Source organism: Streptomyces sp. NPDC003456, from assembly GCF_042878735.1.
Lineage (GTDB): Bacteria > Actinomycetota > Actinomycetes > Streptomycetales > Streptomycetaceae > Streptomyces.
Genome location: NZ_JBIAOK010000001.1, coordinates 33,310 through 53,883 on the forward strand (window position 1 = coordinate 33,310; position 20,574 = coordinate 53,883).

Below are 20,574 nucleotides of genomic sequence, written 5' to 3' on the forward strand. Positions count from 1 at the left end.
CCCCAATCCGTCAGTCCGCCAGTTTGCGGTTGATGACCTCGAAGATCTCGGCCACGGGGGCGGGCATGTGGAGATCGCCGTGCGTGGCCTGCACGTCGTGCTCCTCGATGGAGCCGAGGACGTAGGGCCGCCACAGGTGCGCCCACGACCCCTCGTCCTTCAGCGCCGCGTTGAAGAACAGCACATCGCCGCTGTAGACCGGCGAGTGGTACTTCGCCATGGCGGACTGGTTGTTGGCCAGCACCTTCGCCATGGTGTCCAGGAACTGCGCCTTGTTGTCGGTCTTCACGAACTGGCCGAAGTAGCCCTCCAGGTCCTCCCGGTACTCCGCGACGGCCCGGCCGGCCAGTTGCGCGAACCCTTCCTGCGCGGGCAGGGAGTCGAGGATGGCCAGGAAGGCGACCTGGTGCCCACGTCGTTGGAGCTCGGCGGCGACGGCGTGGGCGACGGTACCGCCGTAGGACCAGCCGATCAGGTGGAAGGGGCCGTCCGGCTGGATTGCGAGCATCTGGGCGAGGTAGTCCTCGACCATCTCCTCCACGGACCCCGGCAGCACGTCCGTGCCGTCGAAGCCCCGGGACTGCAGGGCGTAGCCCTGCCGGCCCTCGAGGTGCAGCACGAAGCTGAAGTAGCCCCAGCCCACGCCGCCCCCTCCGTGGAAGAACCACACAGGCGCCTTCCCCGTGCCCGGATCGCTGTTGAGCGACATGACGACCGCGAACGGGTCGGCGTGTTCGTCGTGGGCGCCACCGGTGAGCAGCACCACGGCCAGTTCGGCGACCGTGCGGTACTTGATGATCGTGCTGAGGGGCAGCGAGACGTCGAACTGCTTGCGGATGCGGGCGCTGAGCCGGGTGGCCAGCAGCGAGTGCCCGCCGAGGGCGAAGAAGTCGTCGTCGATGCCGACCTTCTCCACGCCGAGCAGCTCGGAGAAGAAGGAGCACAGCTTCTCCTCGTGGGCGGTGCGCGGCTCCCGGCGGACCACGGCGTGCGCGTGCTCCGACGGCAGGGCTCGCCGGTCCAGCTTGCCGCTCGGGGTCAGCGGGATCTCCGAGACCGGGATCAGCGGGGAGGGCACCATGTACTCCGGCAGACGGGCGCGCAGGTGCTCGGAGAGCGCGGCGAGCAGCGGGCCGGCCGACTCGGCGTCGTAGACCTGGCACCCCTGCCCCGGCCGGACACCGCCGTCGCCCTCCACGGCGCCGGGCTCAGGCACCACATAGCCCACCAGGCGCTTGTCGCCGTCCTGGTCCTCGCGCACCACGGCGACGGCGGCGCCGATGTCCGGATGCGCCCGCAACGCCTGCTCGACCTCGCCGAGCTCGATCCGGAACCCGCGGACCTTGACCTGGAAATCGGTCCGGCCGATGTACTCGACCTGCCCGTCGGCGTCCCACCGCACCAGGTCCCCGGTGCGGTACATCCGCGCACCCGGCCCACCGAACGGGCACGCCACGAAGCGCCCCGCCGTCAGTCCGCTCTGCCCCACGTATCCCCGTGCCAGCCCCGCACCCGCCAGGTACAGCTCGCCCGCCACCCCCACCGGCACCGGAGACAGGCCCGCGTCCAGCACGTACAGCTGCGTGTTCCACACCGGCGCACCGATCGGCACCCGGTCCAGACCCGGCACATGACGCCACGCCGTCACCTCCACCGACGCCTCCGTCGGCCCGTACAGGTTGAACACCGCACAGTCCGGCAGCACCTCGACGGCCCGGTCGGCCAACGCCGGCGCGAACGCCTCGCCCGCCACCTCGATCCAGCGCAGACTGGAGCACCCCTTCGCACCCGGCTCCGCCAGGAACGCCTCCAGCAGGGACGGCACGAAATCCGCTCCCGTCACCCCCTCCCGCCGGATCAGCTCCGCCAGATACGCCGGATCCCGCCGCCCTTCGGCACGCGCGATCACCACGGCCGCGCCCACCTGCAAGGGCGCGAACAGCTCCGGCACCGACACGTCGAAACTCGCCGTCGTACTCAGCAGCACCCGGTCCGAGGCATCCACCCCGAAGTAGGACAGCCCCCACTTCAACCGGTTCATGATCGAACGGTGCGACACCTGCACACCCTTCGGCCCGCCCGTCGAGCCCGACGTGAAGATCACGTACGCCGCGTGATCCGGCGACAACCCCCGCACCGGATCCGTCTCCGGATACCCCGACACATCCGGGAGCTCCCCCTCGAGCACCAGCAACGGCTGCGCCCGGTCGAGCACATGCCGCACCCGCTCCGCCGGCAGCCCCGGATCCACCGGCACGTACGCCGCACCCGACTTCACCACCGCGTACAACGCCACCAGCAGTTCCACCGACCGGGCGATCCGCACCGCCACCAGCCGCTCGGGACCCGCGCCCCGCTCCACCAGCCAGTGCGCCAGCCGGTTCGCCCGCCGGTTCAGCTCCGCGTACGACAGGCTCTCGTCCTCGCCGACCAGCGCCACCCGATCCGGATCACGCGCCACCTGCGCCTCGAACGCACCCGGCAGCGTCTCCTCCGCCACCTCCACCGCGGTGTCGTTGACCTCCCGCACCAGCCGGTCCCGCTCCCCCTCCCCCAGCACCTCGACCGCACCCACCCGCACCCGCGGGTCCACCACCAGCTGTTCCAGGACCCGGACGAACCGGCGGGCGATCGCCTCGGCCGAAGCACGGTCGAACAGCCGGGTGGCGTACTGGAGGTCGCCGCGCAGTGCCCCCGAGGCGTCCTCGGCCAGGAAGAAGAACAGGTCGGACATGGCGGTCGAGGTGATCGCCTGCTCGAACTCGACGGTCAGCCCGGGAAGTTCCAGGTCCTTGCCGGCGAAGTTCTGCCAGGCGAACATCACCTGGAACAGCGGCTGGTACGCCGCGGAGCGGTCGGGGTTGATCGCCTCGACCACCACGTCGAACGGCACGTCCTGGTGCTCGTAGGCCGCCAGCGCCTTGTCGCGTACCTGTGCGAGCAGATCGGTGAACGACGGGTCGCCCGCCAGGTCCACGCGCAGTACCTGCGTGTTGACGAAGCATCCGATGAGGTCGGCCAGGGCCTCGTCGGTCCGGCCGGCGATGGGCGAGCCGATCGTCACGTCGTCCCCGCCGCCGAGCTTGCGCAGCAGCACGGCCAGCGCGGCCTGCAGGAGCATCGACATGGTCGTGCCGCGCTCGTGGGCCAGCGCCCGCAGTCCGGCCGCCAGCTCCGGTGTCACGGTGAGGGGGACCGTGTCGCCGCGCGAGCCGGCCTGCCCGGACCGGGGGCGGTCCAGCGGCAGGTTCAGCGGCTGCGGCACCCCGGCCAGCTCGTCGCGCCAGTAGTCGATCTGCGCCGCGGCCAGACTGCCCGGGTCCGCCACGTCGCCGAGCACCTCGCGCTGCCACAGCGCGTACTCCTTGTACTGCACGGGCAGCGGTTCCCAGTCCGGCGCCCGGCCCTCCAGGCGCGCGGTGTAGGCCGCCGCCAGGTCCCGTGCCAGCGGTGCGCCCGAGCTGCCGTCGGAGGCGATGTGGTGGATGACGAGGACCAGCACGTGCTCCTGCGGGGAGCAGCGCAGCAGGTGCGCCCGGAAGGGGAGTTCGGCGGTCAGGTCGAAGCGGTGGGAGACGGCCCCGTCGATCGCGGCGGACACGTCCTCGGGCGCCACCTGGATCACCGGCACCTGCGGTGTCGCCTGCGCGGGCGGCAGGATCCGCGAGGAGGGTTCACCGTCGTCGCCCGTTACGTACGCGGTGCGCAGGATCTCGTGCCGGCCGACGACGTCGCCGATCGCCGCGACGAGGGCGGCGTGGTCCACAGGGCCCGTCAGCCGGAACGCCGCCGATATGTTGTAGGTCTCCGCGCCCTCCTCCAGTTGGTGCAGCAGCCACATCCGGCGTTGGGCGAACGACAGCGGGATCATTGCTTCACTCCATTTCCGAACATCTGGCGCAGGCTTGGGCGTCGTGGAGCGGCCGATTCCTCCGACCACGCCGCGAGGGCGGCCACCGTCGGCAGGTCGAAGATCTTGCGGATGGGTATCTCGATCCCCAGCTCGGCGCGGGCTCGGCTGATCAGCCGGGTGGCCAGGAGCGAATGCCCGCCGAACGCGAAGAAGTCGTCGTCGATGCCGGCCTTCTCCAGGCCGAGCACCTCCGCGAACAGTGCGCAGAGGATCTCCTCCCGCCGGGTGCGCGGCGCCCGGCCGGTCGACTCCCGGGCGCGGTCCGGCGCCGGCAGCGCCCGCCGGTCCAGCTTCCCGTTCGGCGTCAGCGGGATCTCCGCGAGCGGCACGACCGTGGCCGGGACCATGTACTCGGGCAGGCGCTCGCGCAGATGGCGGGGCAGTTCGGCGAGCAGTGGGCCGATCGCGCGGGCCAGCCCCGGATGGTTCGACCGGGTCCGCCCGGCCGCGCCGCTGGGCACGAACCCTCCGGTGACGGTCCGCCGCCCGGGCAGCAGCACCACGTCGAAGCAGCGCACGTCCGCGCCCGACGGGGTGAGGACCGGGTACCGGCCCCGGCGCCGCGCCCATGCGGCGAGTTCCTCCGGATCGAGCGGCGCGGCGGAGCGGGCGGCCGTGCCCGGCATTCCGGCCAGGGCCGCCGCGGTGACCTCGGCGTCCAGCCGCGTGCTGGGGATCCCGGTCACCCGCACCGGGCGGTCGCCCGCCCGGTCGACGTGGCGGCCCAGTCCGGCGAGGTCGGACACCTCCCGGCCCCACTCGGCCGCGGGCAGGCCGGCCAGGTCGAGGAGGCCGGCCGGCTGCTTGTGCAGCACGACCTCGTAGCGGTGCCGGGTCAGCTCGTTGTGCGCCCGCCCCGGCTTCAGCCGGATGTCGACGCCGTCGGCGTGTTCACGCGCCCAGTCGGTGAACCACTCGGGGGCGACCGCCAGCTCCCGCTCGGCCAGCAGCGCCTTCTCCACCAGCGTCCGCAGCTCCTCGTGCGACGCGTGCGGGTGCGCGGCCCGCTGCACCGCGGTCAGCAGCACCCGCAGTGTCGTGGCGTTGCGGACGTCGCCGACGATGATCCGGCCGCCCGGTGCGAGCAGTTCCATCGCCTGGCGCAGCACCCGGTCCAGGTACTCCACGCCGGGGAAGTACTGCGCGACCGAGTTGAGCACCACGGTGTCGAACCCGCCCCGGGGCAGCCCGGTGACGTCGTCGGCCGGCTGGGCGCTCAGCCGCACCCGCCCGCCGTGGCCGGCCTGCGCGGCCTGGGCCCGGACGCGCTCCACGACCGTGGAGGAGAGGTCGGTGCCCCAGTACTCCTCGACCTCGCCGGCGATCCCGGCGAGGAGCAGACCGGAACCCACACCGATCTCCAGGACCCGTCGCGGCTCGTACCGGAGCACCTGCGCCACGGCCGCGTCCCGCCACTCCAGCATCTGCTCGCGCGGAATCGGCTCACCGTCGTAGGCGGACCGCCACAGCTGGAAGTCCTCGCCCAGCGCCCGATCGGCGGAGGCCGTGTAGCTGTCGTCGTAGACCGCGCGCCACTCCTCCACCTGGGCGCCCGCGTCGGCCGCCGCGGCAGGCGGCTGCGGCACCACGTAGCCGACCAGGCGCTTGTCGTCCTGCCGGTCCTCGCGCACCACGACCGCGGCCTGCGCCACGCCGGGGTGTGCGGCCAGTACGTGCTCGATCTCGCCGAGTTCGATCCGGAAGCCGCGGATCTTGACCTGGAAGTCGGTGCGCCCGACGTACTCCAGCCGGCCGTTGCGTCCCCATCGCACCAGATCCCCGGTGCGGTACATCCGCGTGCCGGGCTCGCCGAAGGGGCAGGCGACGAACCGTCCGCAGGTCAGGTCAGGCCGGCCCTGGTATCCGCGGGCCAGGCCGGCACCGGCGATGTACAGCTCACCGTCCACCCCGCGCGGGACCGGGCGCAGGCGGGAGTCGAGCACGTACACCCGGGTGTTCCCGATCGGTTCGCCGATCGGCGGGACGCCGCCTCCCGGCCCGACGGGGGCCGTCGTGGACCAGATCGTGGTCTCGGTCGGGCCGTACATGTTGGCCACCTCGGCCGCCTGCGCGGCGAGAGCCTCGGCCAGGGGCGCGGGCAGGGCCTCGCCGCCGACCAGGATCCGCAGGCCCCGCGCGGCGTCCGGGTCGTCCATGAGCAGCATCTGCCAGAAGGCGGGGGTGGCCTGCACCAGGGTGACGCCGTGGCGGCGCATCGCCGCCACGGCGGCCGACGGGCGGGACACGGTCTCCTTCCCCGCGAGCACCACGGCCGCCCCGGAGATCAGCGGGAGGTACAGCTCCAGTCCGGCGATGTCGAACGCCACCGTCGTCACGGCGAACAACCGGTCGCCGGGCGTCAGCGAGAACCGCCGCCGCATCGTGGCCAGGAAGTTCGCCAGCGCGCCGCGCGGAACCGCGACGCCCTTCGGGGCGCCGGTCGACCCCGACGTGTAGATGACGTACGCGGTGCCGGCGGGTGAGACGGCCGGGGCCGGCGGCGAGTCGGGGCAGGCGGAGCGGTCCGCGGCCAGCGCTTCGGCGTCGAGCACGAGCGCCGGGGCCGAGTCCTTCAGGATGTGGTCGATGCGGGTGCGCGGGTGGTCGGGGTCGATGGGGACGTAGGCCGCGCCGGCCTTCAGCACCGCCAGCAGGGCCACCACGAGCTCCGTCGACCGGGGCAGGCGGACGGCGACGAGTGACTCCGGCCGCACGCCGCGCTCGATCAGCCAGTGCGCCAGCCGGTTGGCCTCGGTGTCCAGTTCCCGGTAGGTCAGCGAGCGCTCCTCGCCGATGACGGCGAGCGCCCGCGGTGTCGCCTGCGCCTGCCTCTCCACGGCCGCCACCAGGCCCTGCTCCAGCGTGGGTTCGGCCGTGTCGTTCGCCGTGCGCAGCAGCCACTCCCGCTCGTCGGCGCCGAGCACGTCGAGGTCTCCGACGCGCACGTCCGGGTCGGCGACGACCTGCCTCAGGACGCGCACGAACCGGTCGACGATCTCGGTGGCGTCGTCCCGGTCCAGCCGGTCCCGGTGGTACTGCAGGGCCATCTGCAGGTGCGGTTCGGACGCGGCGGTCAGCGTGATCGGGTAGTGCGAGCCGGCGAACGGCTGCAGCCCGGTGATGGCGACACCCGCCGTGGTGTTGGCCCGGTCGAGGGCGTCCCGGTCGACCGGGAACGACTCGAACAGCACCAGGGTGTCGAACAGCGTGCTCAGCCCGGTGGCCTGCTGGATCTCCGCGAGGCTGTGGTGGTGGTGGTCCAGCAGCGCGCCCTGCCGGTCCTGCAACGCGGTGAGCAGGGCGGCGAAGGTGTCCTGCCGCTCGCAGCGCACGCGGACGGGGATGGTGTTGATGAACATCCCGACCATGTCGCCGGCGTCCATGAAGGCGGCCGGGCGACCGGCCACGGTGGCGCCGAACACGATGTCGGACCGCCCGGTGAGGTGGGCGAGCAGCACGGCCCAGGCGCCCTGCACGAGGGTGTTGACCGTGACGCCGAGCTGTGCGGCCCGGCGGGACAGGCCGGGCATGTCCTCGAACGCCACCTCGACGTCCCCGACCCCCGCGCCGCCGTGCTGCGCGGCTGCGCGCGGCGCGAGCAGCGTGGGCTCCTCCACGCCGGCGAGCTCGGCCGCCCACACCCGCGCCGACTCCTCCTCGTCCTGCCGGACGAGCCAGGCCAGGAAGTCGCCGAAGCCTCGCGTGGCGGGCAGGCCGGCGGGGTCGCCGTCGGACGCGTAGAGCAGCATCAGGTCCCGCATGAGCAGTGGTGTGGACCAGCCGTCGTACAGGACGTGGTGGCCGGTGAGCACGAGTTCGGACCGGCCGGGTCCGAGGGTGACCAGGGCCAGCCGGATCAGCGGGGGGACGCCCAGCTCGAAGTGGGCGGCCCGGTCCCGGACGAGGAACTGCTCGAATGCCTCGGTCCGCTCCTGCGCTCCGGCCGCGGTCAGGTCGAGGTGCTGCCAGGGCAGGGTGACCGTCCGCGGCACCACCTGCACCACGTCGCCGTCGGCCCGGTCGACGAACGCGGCGCGGAGGTTGTCGTGGCGCTCCAGCAGGGCCTGCCCGGCGCGGCGCATCCGCTCCGGGTCGACCTCGCCGGAGAGGTGGAACACCAGCTGCATGTGGTAGACGTCGAAGGTCTCCTCGGCGGCCAGCATGGAGTGGAACAGCAGCCCTGACTGCACCGGGGTCACCGGCCACACCTCGGCCAGCGGGCCGAGCCGGGCCTCCCAGGTGTCGATCTCCGTCTGGCGCACCCGGACCAGGGGTGCGTCGCTCGGGGTCAGCCCGCCGGCGTCCGGGGCGGTGGCGTGCCGGGCCAGGGCGGTCAGTGCCTGGACCCACAGCCCGGCCAGCTCGGTCACCTCCTGGCGCGAGAGCACCCCGGTGGGGAAGCCGAAGTACGCGGTCAGCTCCTCGCCGCCGGGCGTGCCGGCGGCCACCGTGTTGATCTCCAGCGCGGACAGCACGGGCATGTCCGCGTCCGGCGCGGCGATCAGGTCGGGGTGCGTGGTGTCCGGCGCCCAGCCCAGGCCGCGCAGTTCCTCGGGGATGTCCGCGCCGGAGGCCCGGCCGAGGTAGTTGAACCCGATGCGCGGCCGGCGTTCCGTCGCCAGCACGGCACCGGTCTCGGGGTTGAGGTGGCGCAGCAGGCCGTAGCCCATGCCGTTGTCCGGCACCGCCCGCAGCTGCTCCTTGACGGCCTTGAGCGCTTGTCCGGCGGCCGGGCCGCCGGCGAACGCCTCCGCCAGGTCGATGCCCGTGACGTCGAGCCGCACCGGGAACATGGCGGTGAACCATCCGACCGTGCCCGACAGGTCGGCGCCAGGCACCAGGTGCTCCTCGCGGCCGTGTCCTTCCAGCCGGACCAGCGTCGGGGAGGCGGACTCACCGCGTGTGCGGCGCCAGCGCGCCAGGGCCAGGGCGAGGCCGGCGAGGAGCCCGTCGTCGACGCCGCCGCGGAACACCGCGGGCACCGTGTCCAGCAGGACCCCGGTGACGTCCGCGGGCACCCGCACGCGCACGGTGTCCACGGTGGCCGCGACATCGCGCGCCGGGTCCACCTCCCGTGCGCCCAGCACCGGTTCGTCGGTGTGCAGGATCTCCTGCCACACGGGCAGTTCGGCCACCCGCTCGGGGCCGGCGGCCTCGTCGGCCAGGGCGTGCGCCCACCGGCGCAACGACGTCCCCGTGGCGGCCGGCGCGGGGGTGCGGCCGTCCCGGCTCTGCCAGGCCGACACCAGGTCCGGTACCAGGATCCGCCACGACACCCCGTCGACGACCAGATGGTGCAGCACGATCAGCAACCGGCCCGCGCCCGTGTCCGCGGTGAACCACACGAACTGCGCCATCACGCCCGCGTCCGGGTCCAGCCGGTCCGCGGCCGCGTCCAGCTCCGCCTGCACGTCGGCACCGTCGTAGGGCACTTCGCGCAGCAGCGCGCCGGCGTCGACAGTGCCGGCCGGCTCCATGCGCAGGCCCGGGCCCGCCCGGTCGAGCCGGGACCGCAGCACGTCGTGCCGGTCGACGACCGCCTGCAGGGTGGCGACCAGCCCCGCACGGTCGGCGCCCTGGGGCAGGGTCAGCATCGCGGACATGCAGAACCGGCCGATGCCGCCCCCGAGGGCGAGCACGTGCGCCGCCGTCGGCGGCAGCGGCGCCCAGCCCACGCCGCCGCCCGGCAGCTCGGCCAGGACCACCTGCTCCTCCGCCTCCCGGCCCTCGACGAGTTCCGCGAGCCGGGCGACCGTACGGTGCTCGAAGACCTCCCGCGTACTGACCACCACACCGCGCGCCTTGGCACGGGCGACCACCTGGATGGACCGGATGCTGTCCCCGCCACTGGTGAAGAAGTCGTCGTCGACGCCCACCTGCCCGGCGCCCAGGACGTCGGCGTACACCTCGGCCAGCGCCCGCTCCGTCGCGGTACGCGGTGCCCGGTACTCGGCACCGGCGAACTCCGGCGCGGGCAGCGCGGCCCGGTCCAGCTTCCCGCTGGCGGTCAGCGGCAGACGGTCGAGCACCACCAGCTGGGCGGGCACCATGTAGTCGGGCAGCCGCTCGGCCGCGAACCGCCGCAGGTCCGCCACCGGCACTCCGGCGCCGGAACCGGCCTCGCCGTCCGCGGTGCCCGCCGGCGCCACGTAGCCGACGAGCCGCGCGTTGCCGCCGTGGTCCTCGCGGACCGCGACCGCCGCCCGGCCGACCGCGGCATGCCGGGCCAGCACGGTCTCGATCTCGGTCGGCTCGACCCGGATGCCGTTCACCTTGACCTGGGTGTCGGCTCGTCCCTCGTAGGTCAGCCGGCCGTCGTCGTCCCACCGGGCCAGGTCACCGGTGCGGTACATGCGGGCGCCCGCGGGGCCGAAGGGGCAGGCGACGAACCTCTCCGCGGTCGCGCCGCCGCTTCGGTGGTAGCCGCGGGCCACCAGGCCGCCGACGTACAGTTCGCCGGTCACGCCGGGCGGGACGGGAGCCAGCTCCGGCCCCAGGACGTAGGCACGCATGTTGGCCAGCGGCCGTCCGACCGGTGCCGCGCCGGTCCCGGCCCACTGGGGCGGCACCGTGAACGTGGCGGCGTAGAAGCTCTCCGTCTGCCCGTAGGCGTTGACGACACGGACGCCGGGCAGGGTGTCCCGCACCCGGCGGACCAGGTCGGCCGGGAGCGCCTCGCCCGCGAGGAGGACGGTTTCCACGTCGAGTTCGAGGGCGTCGGGGGCGCCGGTGCCGATCTGGTCCAGCAGCGCGGCGAACACCGCGGGCACGGCGCTGACGGTGGTGCCCGACCAGCTGCCGCGTTCGGCGAGTTCGAGTACGTCGCGGACGATCTCCACGCTCGCACCGGTGGTGAGCGCGGTGAAGATCTCGAACACGGAGACGTCGAAGTTCACCGAGGTCCCGGCGAGCATCCGGGACCCCGTCCCGACCCGTGCGATCCGGCGCAGGTCGCACACCCCGTTCACCACGGCGGCGTGGGAGACGGCGACGCCCTTGGGCGTGCCGGTCGATCCGGACGTGAACATCACGTAGGCCAGGCCGTCCGGCCCGGTACGGGTCGGCGCGAGGTGGGGAGCGGGCCCGTCGAGGTCCAGGTCGTCGAGGTGGAGCACCGGTTGCCGGCACCCGGCCACGGTCGCCGCCGCCGTGCGGTCGGTCACCACCAGCACGGGATCGGCGGTGCCGAGCAGCAGGCCGATGCGTGCGGACGGGTAGCCGGGGTCGACCGGCACGTAGGCGCCGCCGGCCTTGAGGACGCCCAGCAGCGCGACCACCAGGTCCGCCGATCGCGGCAGTGCCACGGCGACGGGGGTCTCCGGCCCGACCCCGCGGTCCCGCAGCACCGCGGCCAGCCGGCTCGCGCGGGCCTCCAGCTCCGCGTAGGTCAGCGCGGTCCCGCCACAGACCACCGCGGTCGCGTCCGGTGTCCGCGCCGCCTGGGCGGCGACGAGTTCCGGCACCGTGGCGTCCGGTACCGGCGACGCCGTCTCGTTCAGCCGCGTCAGCCGGTCCCGTTCGGCGCCGGTGAGCACGTCGACGGCACCGAGCCGCGTGCCGGGATCGGCGACCACCTGCCGCAGCACGCGCACGTAGCGGTCGACCAGGCTCTCGGCCGTGGCGCGGTCGAACAGGTCCGCCGCGTACTCGAGCCGCCCGTAGGCGCCGCCGGACGGGGCCGGGACGATGTTGAGGAACAGGTCGAACTTGGCGGTGCCGGTGCCCGCCGGGACCGGGGTGACCCGCAGCCCCGGTATGTCGAGCTGCGACCACTCGAACTGCCAGGCCAGCATCACCTGGAACAGCGGCTGGTACGCCGTGGTGCGCTGCGGGCTGAGCAGTTCCACCAGGCGCTCGAACGGAACGTCCTGGTGGTCGTAGGCGGCCAGGGCCCTGTCCCGCACCTGCTCCAGCAGGTCGCCGAACGAGGGGTCGCCCGACAGGTCGACGCGCAGCACCCAGGTGTTGGCGAAGAACCCGATGAGGTCCTCGAGCTGTTCCTCGGCGCGCCCCTCGATCGGGCTGCCGATCGTCAGGTCGTTGCCCGCGCCGAGGTGGTGCAGGAGCACCGCGAGCACGGCCTGGGCGAGCATCGGCGCCGTGGCACCGTGCTCGGCGGCCAGCTTCCCGATCCCGCGGAGCAGTTCCGCGTCCAGCTCGAAGTCGACGTCACCGCCGCGGTGGCCGGCCACCGTCGGCCGCGGCCGGTCCAGCGGCAGCTGCACCGGCTGCGGCACCCCGGCCAGTTCGCGCCGCCAGTAGGCCAGTTGCTCGGCGGCGACGCTCTCCGGGTCCTCCTCGTCGCCCAGCAGCTCCCGCTGCCACAGCGTGTAGTCCTTGTACTGGACCGGCAGCGGCGCCCACCGGGGCGCGCCGCCCTGCCGGCGCGCCGCGTACGCGGCCAGCAGATCCCGCAGGAACGGCGCCATCGACGCCCCGTCCGCGGCGATGTGGTGGAACACGAACACCACCACGTGCTCCTGCGGGGAGAGGCGAAAGACGGTGGTGCGCAGGGGGAGTTCTCTGTCCAGCTCGAAGCCCTCGCGCGTGGCCCCCTGCACCGCGGCGTCCACCGTGTCCGCGTCCGCGTCGACCACCCGGAACCGCGGGAGGGCCTCCTCGGGGGGCAGGATCCGCTGCTCCGGTGTGCCGTCCTCGTTCTCGGCGACCAGGGTGCGCAGGCTGTCGTGCCGGTGCGCGACGTCCGTCACCGCCGCGGCCAGGGCCGCGGTGTCCAGCGCCCCGTCCAGGCGCAGTACGAACGGGATGTTGTACGTCGGGGTCGGGCCTTCCAGGCGGTGGAGGAACCACATCCGCCGCTGGGCGAAGGACAAGGGGATCATCGACGCTTCTCCTCAACGGTCGTCCGGCCCAGCCGGGGGCGCAGCCGGGGGCGGTGCGATGCGGCCGGGTCCTGGATCCGCGACGCCAGCTGGGCGACGGTCGGATTGCGGAAGACCGTGGTGACCTTCACGTCGACGTCCAGCTCGTTGCGTATGCGGCCGGCCAGCCGGGTGGCCAGCAGGGAGTGGCCGCCGCGGTCGAAGAAGTCGGCGTCGATGCCGATCTCCGCCACGCCCAGCAGTTCCGCGAACAGCCGGCACAGGACTTCCTCGGTGTGGTCGCGCGGTCCCCGTCCGGCGGGTGCTTCGGTGGACTCCGGTGCGGGGAGCGCCCTGCGGTCGAGCTTGCCGCTCGGGGTCGTGGGGAACCCGGTGAGCGGCACGATCGCCGAGGGGACCATGTACTCCGGCAGGTGCTCCCGGGCCAGGTCCGCCACGGCCGTGACGTCCAGCCCGGCGGCCGCCGTGCCGTCGCCCGGCACCACGTACGCGACCAGTCTCCGGTCGTCCGCGCGGTCTTCGCGCACCACGGCGACGGCGGCGCCGACGTCCGGATGCGCCGTCAGCGTCTGTTCGACCTCGCCGAGTTCGATGCGGAAGCCGCGGACCTTGACCTGGAAGTCGGAGCGGCCGAGGTACTCCACCCGGCCGTCCCGGCTCCAGCGCACCACGTCGCCGGTGCGGTACATCCGCGTCCCGGGGGGACCGAAGGGGCAGGCCACGAACCTGTTCGCGGTCAGCGCGGTCTGCCCGAGGTAGCCGCGGGCCAGCTGGTCGCCGGCCAGGTACAGCTCGCCCCTCACCCCGGCCGGGACCGGGCGCAGCGCGGAGTCCAGCACGTAGACCCGGGTGTTCCACACCGGGGTGCCGATCGGCAGCCGGTCCGAGCCCGGCACGTACCGGTGGGCGGTGACCTCCACGGCCGCCTCGGTGGGGCCGTAGAGGTTGTCGGCCGTGCACTGCGGCAGCAGCGTCACGAAGCGTTCGGCGAGCGCGGCCGGGAAGGCCTCGCCCGCCACCTCGATCCAGCGCAGGCTGGTGCACTGCGCGGCCGCGGGTTCGGCGACGAACGCCTCCAGCAGCGAGGGCACGAAGTCCGCCCCCGTCACCTTCTCGCGCCGCACCAGATCCACCAGGTAACCGGGGTCCCGCCGCCCGTCCGGACGCGCGATCACCACCGCGGCCCCCACCTGCAGCGGCGCGAACAGCTCCGGCACCGACACGTCGAAGCTCGCCGTCGTGCTCAGCAGCACCCGGTCCGCGGCGCCCACGTCGAAGCGGTCCAGGCCCCACGCGAGCCGGTTCATGATCGCCCGGTGCGCCACCGGGACGCCCTTGGGTGCCCCGGTGGAGCCGGAGGTGAAGATGGCGTAGGCGGCGTTGTCCGGCGAGAGCACCCGCTCGGGGTCGGTCTCCGGGTACGCGGCCGTGTCCGGGAGGTTTCCGTCGAGGACCAGCAGCGGTCCGGCGCTGTCCAGGACCCGGCGCACCCGGTCCTCGGGCAGGTCCGGATCGATCGGCACGTACGCCGCACCGGCCTTGACCACGCCGTAGATCGCCACCATCAGCTCCACCGACCGCGGGATCCGCACCGCGACCAGCGCCTCGGGGCCTGCACCCCGCTCCACCAGCCAGTGCGCCAGCCGGTTGGCCCGCCGGTTGAACTCCCCGTAGGTGAGGGTCTCGTGCTCGCCGATCAGCGCGGGGGCGTCCGGCGTCCGCGCCGCCTGCTCCTCGAAGGCGTCCGGCAGGGTGCCCTCCGCCACCGGGTGCGCGGTGTCGTTGATCCGCCGTACCAGCCACTCCCGCTCCTGCGGCGCCAGCACCTCCACGGCGCCGACGGGTGCCTCCGGGTCCTCAAGCACCTGGTCCAGGACCCGTACGAGACGGGTGGCGATGGTCTCGGCCGCGTCGCGGTCGAAGATGTCGGTCTGGTAGTCCAGGGAGAGCCGCAGGTAGGGGTCGGAGGAGTTGAGGGTCAACGGGTAGTGCGAGCCCGCGAACGGGCGGATGGCGTCGATCGTGAAGCCGGCCGAGATGTTGGCGTCGACGATGCCCTCACGGTCGACCGGGTAGTTCTCGAACACCACGATCGTGTCGAACAGGGCGGGCAGTCCGGTGGCGCGCTGGATGTCGGCCAGCCCGTAGTAGTGGTGGTCGAGCAGGGTGACCTGCCGGTTCTGGAGGTCGGTGACGACATCGCCGATGCTCAGCTCCGGCCGGCACAGCGCCCTGGTCGGCAGGCTGTTGATGAACAGGCCGACCATCTCGTCCGAACCGGCCAGGTCCGCCGGGCGGCCGTTGACGGCGGCCCCGAACACCACGTCGTGCTGCCCGGTCAGTTTCGAGAGAAGGATCGCCCACGCGCCCTGCAGCAGGGTGTTCAGCGTGACGCCGAGTTCGGCGGCGCGCTTGGCGAGTTCGCGGCCCTTGTCGATCGACAGCGGCACCTCGACCCGGCCGAGGGAGGACGCCTCCCCCTCGACCGGGAGGTCAGCGGCGACCCGGGTCGGCTCGTCGAATCCCTCCAGCTCGGCCTTCCAGCGGGCGGCCGAGGCCTCGCGGTCCTGCCGGGACAGCCAGGCCAGGTACTCGCCGTAGGAGCGGACCGGACGGAGGTCGCCGGTCCCGGCGTACAGCCGGATCAGGTCCGTGATCACCAGGGGCGAGGACCAGCCGTCGAACAGGGTGTGGTGGGCCGTGAGGATGAGCTTGGTCCGCTGCGGCCCGCAGGTGAGCACGGCCATGCGCAGCAGCGGGGGCCGGGCGGGGTCGAGCTGGTCGGCGCGGTCGTCGGCGAGGGCCCGGTCGAGCGCCGCGTTCTGCTCGGTCTCGGTCAGGCCGCTCAGGTCGAGGTGCCGCCAGGGCAGGGTGACGTGCTCCGCCACGACCTGCACCGGTTCGCCGCCGGCCGTGGTGACGAACGCGGAGCGCAGGTTCGGGTACCGCTCCAGCAGGGCCTGGCCGGCCGCGCGCATGCGCGCCGGGTCCACGTGTCCGGACAGGTGCAGCACGAACTGCATGTGGTAGACGTCGAAGCCGCCGTCGGCGAGGGCCGCCTGGAACTGGATCCCGGACTGCCCGGGGGCCTGCGGCCACACCTCGACCAGCCGGCCGTAGCGCTTCTCCCAGCCGTCGATGTCGTCCTGGCCCACGGTGACCAGCGGGGCGTCGGAGGGGGTGAGCCCGCCGATCGCCGGGCGTGCGGCGTACGAGGCCATGCCGTGCAGCACCTCGGCCCACAGCTCGGCCAGTTCGGTGACCCGCTCCCGGGTGAGCACCCCGGTCGGGAACATGAACGCGGCGTGCAGCCGCGTGCCCTCGGCGGTGTCCGTGGCGACGGAGTTGACCTCCAGCGCGGACAGCGCGGGCAGATCCGGGTCGGGCTGCGCGATCAGCTCGGCGGACCAGGAGGCCGGGCCCCAGCCCTCGGCGCGCAGGTGCTCGGGCACGTCGGAGCCGGAGATCCGGCCGACGTAGTTGAATCCGATCTGCGGTACCGGGAGGCCGGCGAGCTGTTCGGCGGTCTCCGGGTTGAGGTGGCGCAGCAGCCCGTAGCCCATGCCCTTGCCGGGGACGGCGCGCAGCTGCTCCTTGACCCGCTTGACGGCCTGGCCGGCCGCGGAACCGCCGGCCAGCACCTCGGCCAGGTCCACGCCCCGCACGTCGACCCGGGCCGGGTACATGCTGGTGAACCATCCGACGGTCCGGGAGAGGTCCGCGCCGGGGACGAGGTCCTCCTCGCGGCCGTGGCCCTCCAGGCGGACCAGGGTGGAGCGTTCGGTGCCGCGCCACCGGTCGACGGCCAGGGCGAGTGCGGCGAGCAGGACGTCGGTGCCGGTGCCCCTGAACGCGGCGGGGAGCGTGGTCAGGACGGCCTCGGTGACCTCGGCGGGCAGTTGCACCCGCACGGTGTCGACCGTGGACCACACGTCCACCGCGGGGTCGAAGGCGCGGGTGCCCAGCGGGGGGTCGGCGGCTTCCAGCAGGTCGCGCCAGTGGGCCAGTTCCGCTTCCCGCTCCTCGGTGAGCGCCTCGTCCTTCAGCGCCGCCGCCCAGCGGCGTGCCGAGGTGGCGACGGCGGGCAGCTCGGGCGTCCCGCCGGTGCGCACCTGCCGCCAGGCCTCGGCGAGGTCCGACATCAGGATCCGCCAGGAGACACCGTCCACCACCAGGTGGTGCAGCACCACCAGCAGCCGGCCCTCGCCGGAGGGTGCGGCGAACCAGACGAAGTCCGCCATGGTCCCGGCCTCCGGGTCGAGCCGGCCGACCGCGTCGTCCAGCTCGGTCCTCGCCCTCGCCCGTGCGGCCGGCTCCTGCCAGCGGCCGTCGCAGTCGACCCGGCGGAGCAGGTCCGACGCCCGTACGGCGCCCGCCGGCTGCGCGAGGAGGGTGGGTTCGTCGCCGCGCACCAGCCGGGCGCGCAGCAGGTCGTGCCGGTCGAGCACGGCGTCCAGGGTCGCGGTGAGGCCGTCCGCGTCGATGCCCGCGGGCAGTTCGAGGACCATCGACATGGCGAACCGATTCGTTCCGCCGCCGTGTTCGAACACCTGCCGGGCCACGGGCGGCAGCGGCATCGGTCCGACGCCACCGCCGTCGAGTTCCGCGAGTACCGGCGTCCGGCTCCGGCGGGCGGAGGCCACCTCGGCGAGCCGGGCCGCCGTGCGGCATTCGAAGATCTCCCGCGTGGAGAGCTCCAGGCCCCGGGCCCGGGCCCGCGCCACCACCTGGATCGACCGCAGGCTGTCGCCGCCCACCGCGAAGAAGTCGTCGTCGGCACCGACCCGGTCCATGCCGAGGACGTCCGCGTACGCCGCGGTGATGATCGCCTCGGCCTCGGTGCGCGGTTCCCGGTAGGCCCCGCCGAGGAACTCCGGTTCGGGCAGGGCCGAGCGGTCCAGTTTGCCGGTGGGGCCGAGCGGCAGGCTGCCGAGAGCCACGAAGGCCGAGGGCACCATGTAGTCGGGCAGCCGGGAGGCGACGAACGTGCGCAGCTCGGCGGAGGAGGCTCCGGCGAGCACGTCCACGTCGCCGATGCCTCCGGCGCCGTCGTCGCCGACGGCGCCCTCGCCGGTGTGCACCACGTAGGCGACGAGCCGCTTGCCGAGCGAGGGGACCTCGCGGCCGACGACGACCGCTTCGCTGATCCCGGGGTGCCGGGTGATCACGGCCTCGACCTCGGCCGTCTCGATGCGGAAACCGCGCACCTTCACCTGGCCGTCGCCGCGGCCGACGCACTCCAGCTGCCCCTGCGCGTTCCAGCGGCCCAGGTCGCCGGTGCGGTACATCCGCGTCCCGGGGGGACCGAAGGGGCTGGGCACATAGCGCTCGGCGGTCAGACCCGGACGGCCGTGGTAGCCGCGTCCCAGGCAGGTCCCGGCCACGTACAGCTCGCCGATGACGCCCTGCGGCACCGGGGCGAGTCCGGGGCCGAGGACGTGGACGCGCATGTTGCCCAGCGGGGTGCCGATGGGCGCGACGTCGCCGTCCTCCCATTCCTCGGACGCGGCGACGGAGAAGGTGGTGGCGTAGAAACTCTCGCTCTGCCCGTAGCAGTTGACGATCTGCACGCCGGGCAGCGCCTCGCGCACCTGGCGCACCAGCCGGCCCGGCAGGACGTCGCCGGCGAGGACGACCGAGCGCACGTCGGGCGCCTTCTTCAGGTGGCCGGCCAGTTCCCCCAGCACCGAGGGGACGCCGCTGATCACCTGTCCGTCCCAGCCGTCGCGCTCGGCGAGCGCCAGGGCGTTGTCCACCACCTCGGCACTGCCGCCGGTGGACAAGGTGGTCAGCAGCTCGAAGACCGACACGTCGAAGTTGACGGACGTGCCGGACAGCATCCGCCACCGGGGCGGCGCGTCGAGGACACGCACCAGTTCCTGTACGCCGTTGACGACGTTGCGGTGGGTGACCGACGCGCCCTTCGGCTTGCCCGTGGAGCCGGACGTGTACATCACGTACGCCAGGTTGTCCGGGCGCAGCGGCGCGGTCCGGGCCGTGTCGTCGGGGGCGCCCCCGGGGGTGTCCGGGTCCGTGGGACGGTCGAGGAGGACGGCCGAGACGTCGTTGGCGGGCATCTGCCGCCAGGTCGCGGTGTCGGTGACGGCGAACCGGGGCGCCGCCTCGGCCAGCACGGTCTCCGCCCGCCCGCTGATGTACTGCGGGTCCAGCGGCACGTATCCGGCACCGGACTTGAGGATCCCGAGCAGGCCGGCCACCAGGTCCTCCGTGCGCGGCAGCGCGAGCGCCACCAGGTCCTCGGGGCCGGCACCGCGCCGGACGAGCTCCCATGCGACGCCGTTGGCACGGTCGTCCAGCTCCCGGTAGGTCAGCGTCCGGCCGTCGCACACGATCGCCGGGGCGCCGGGCGTCCGGGCGACCTGGCTCTCGAAGAGCTGAGGGATCGTCAGTTCGGGCACCGGTGCGGCGGTGGCGTCGAAACGCGTGAGCAACCGGTCGCGCTCCTCGGCGTCGAGCACGTCGACGGTGCCGATCGCGCGCTCCGAGCCGGCCGCGAGCTGCCCCAGTACGCGGGTGAACCGCTGTGCGAGGGCCTCGGCCGTGTCCCGGTCGAACAGGCTGGTGGCGTACTCCAGACGGCACTGCGCCCCGCCCGAGCCGTCCGGGAGCAGGTCGAAGAACAGGTCGAACTTGGCCGTCCCCGTCTCGAGCCGCTCGATCCGCACGGCGAGGCCGGGCAGTTCCAGAGCCGGCACGGGCGGCTGCCAGGAGAGCATCACCTGGAAGAACGGGTTGTAGGCGGTGGAGCGCTCCGGGTTGAGCAGTTCCACCAGCCGCTCGAACGGCATGTCCTGGTTCTCGTACGCGGCGAGGGACCTCTCGCGCACCCGCTGGAGCAGCTGCCGGAAGGTCGGGTTCCCCGACAGGTCGACGCGCAGCACCCAGGTGTTGACGAAGAACCCGACGAGGTCCCGCAGCTCCTCGTCGGTGCGGTCCGTGATCGGCGCGCCGATGGGCACGTCGTCACCGCAGCCGAGGTGGTGCAGGAGCACAGCCAGCGCCGCGTGCATGACCATCGACACCGTGGTGCCCTGCTCCGTGGCCAGCTTCTCGACGGCCCCGAGCAGGCCGGGGTCGAGGGTGAACCGGACCCGGTCGCCGTCAGGGCTCATCACCCTCGGGCGCGGGCGGTCCGCCGGCAGGGCCAGTGGCTGCGGCAGATCGGCGAGGGCCTCGCGCCAGTACGCCAGTTGCCTCGCTGCCAGGCTCTGCGGATCGGATTCGTCGCCGAGGACGTCCCGCTGCCACAGCGTGTAGTCCGCGTACTGCACCGGGAGCGGCTCCCACGCCGGGGCCCCGCCCGCGGCGCGGGCCGCGTAGGCCGTGGTGAGATCGCGGAACAGCGGCCCGAAGGACTCCCCGTCGACGGCGATGTGGTGCGCCACGACGACGAGGGTGTGCTCACGCGGCCCGGACCGCACCAGCCTGGCGCGGATCGGCACGTCGGCGGCCAGGTCGAAGGTCCCGGTGGCCGCGTCGTCGACCGCCGCCGCCCGCTCCTCCTCCGTCGCCGCCTCGACGACCGGCAGGGCGAACGGCTGCGTCCCGGACGGCAGCACCTGCTGGTGCGGAACGCCGTCGTCGCCCTCCACGATCACCGTGCGGAGGACCTCGTGCCGGGCGAGGACGTCGCGCAGCGCCGCTTCGAGCGCACCCGCGTCCAGCGCACCGGTCAGCCGCAGGGCGAAGGCGCCGTTGTAGGTCGGCGAGGGGCCTTCGAACCGGTCCACGAACCACAGCCGGCGCTGCGCGAACGACAACGGGATCATTGTGTCTCCAAATCGGCGAGCCAGGGAG

The 20,574-nt window shown here is 73.6% G+C and carries 3 protein-coding genes; all 3 read right to left on the bottom strand.

Annotated elements, in window-relative coordinates; translation table 11 throughout:
- Positions 1-10: 10 nt before the first annotated feature.
- Genes ACFYWG_RS00090 through ACFYWG_RS00100 form a run of 3 tightly spaced genes read right to left on the bottom strand, consistent with a single transcriptional unit; the run spans position 11 to position 20,546 of the window.
- On the bottom strand, positions 11-3,871 hold the full coding sequence (locus tag ACFYWG_RS00090; protein WP_389198106.1) for an amino acid adenylation domain-containing protein: 3,861 nt from the start codon (positions 3,869-3,871) through the stop codon (positions 11-13).
- Positions 3,868-12,756 (bottom strand): amino acid adenylation domain-containing protein, encoded by an 8,889-nt coding sequence (locus ACFYWG_RS00095; protein ID WP_389198108.1) that lies wholly within the window; start codon positions 12,754-12,756, stop codon positions 3,868-3,870. Before ACFYWG_RS00095 ends, ACFYWG_RS00090 begins: the two co-directional genes overlap by 4 nt.
- Entirely contained in the window at positions 12,753-20,546 is a 7,794-nt protein-coding gene (locus tag ACFYWG_RS00100; RefSeq protein ID WP_389198110.1) for an amino acid adenylation domain-containing protein, read from the bottom strand. Before ACFYWG_RS00100 ends, ACFYWG_RS00095 begins: the two co-directional genes overlap by 4 nt.
- Positions 20,547-20,574: the final 28 nt, after the last annotated feature.